1 protein-coding gene is annotated in these 1,049 nt (G+C 62.5%); it reads right to left on the bottom strand.

All coding sequences use genetic code 11. From position 1 onward, the window contains the following. On the bottom strand, window positions 1-1,019 hold a 1,019-nt coding region (locus tag NH195_RS07870; RefSeq protein WP_238379727.1), incomplete at its 3' end, for a type VI secretion system Vgr family protein. Between the last annotated feature and the right edge of the window lie 30 nt (window positions 1,020-1,049).

Raw genomic sequence — 1,049 nt, forward strand, 5'->3', positions numbered from 1 at the left:
TCATACGGCACCGCGTTCTTGCCGTTATACACGCACCCGGTGACCAGCGGTTTGTCCGGGTCGCCGTCGAGGAATTCCACCACGACTTCCATGCCGATCCGAGGGATCACCATGCCACCCCAGCCGTTGCCTGCCCAGGATTGCGACACCCGGCAGCGCATCGAATAGGCGGCGTCCAGATCCCAGTGGAACTGCACCAGAATGCGCCCGTACTCGTCGCAGTCGATCTCGCCGTCGCCCACGACCACCGCGGTTTGCGGGCCTTTCACATCGGCGCGCGCGGTCTTCAACTCCGGCACCAGAGGCGCGTCGGCGGGCAGCAAAACATAGCGCCCGGTGTAGGCGTAGCCGTCGCCCTCTTCGCCGCCGGAACCGTAATTGTCCGACGTGTAGCTGTGATGCGCCACGAGGCACAGATAGTCCTCCCCCGATCCCGGAAGGGGCTCGCCGCCAAGCGTCACCCGCAGCCCCGCGCCAAGCGCAGGAATATCGCCCTGCGCCTCAAAGCGCCGGTCCTGGCCGGTCTCACCCTCCGACCGCAGCCGCGCGACCACATCGCCACGGCCCTGGTCGAGGTAATCCCCCGGCCAGTCAAAACTTTCGATCTGGCCCTGAGCATAGCGCGAAGAAGATGAAGAATTGGTTTCCATCGCCGCGGTCGGCGTCTTGAAATTGTAATCCGTGAGCCGCACCGCCCCCGTCGTGATCCGCCGCGCTGGCCGCCATTCCCAGAAGTGCTCGATTTCCTCCTGGTGGTGGCCATCATAGGGCTTGAACGGGCGCTCGCCGATGGTCGCATGGCTCTCGACAATGTCGGTCAGAACCATCAGGTGAGAGCCGCTATCCTGTTCAAAATGATAGGAAATCCCGTGCCGTTCCATGAGGCGCGCGGCGAAATCCATGTCGCTTTCTCGGTATTGAACGGTGTATTCGAGTTCCGGGTAATCGAGCGTCAGCCGGGTCTCCATCTTGCCTGCCGAGGCATAGGCACCGAGGAGCTCCGTGAGGATGTCAACCACGGTTTTATTGTGAAAAATCCGCTGGTTGCG

Origin of the sequence: Celeribacter ethanolicus (assembly GCF_001550095.1) — a bacterium.
Lineage (GTDB): Bacteria > Pseudomonadota > Alphaproteobacteria > Rhodobacterales > Rhodobacteraceae > Celeribacter > Celeribacter ethanolicus.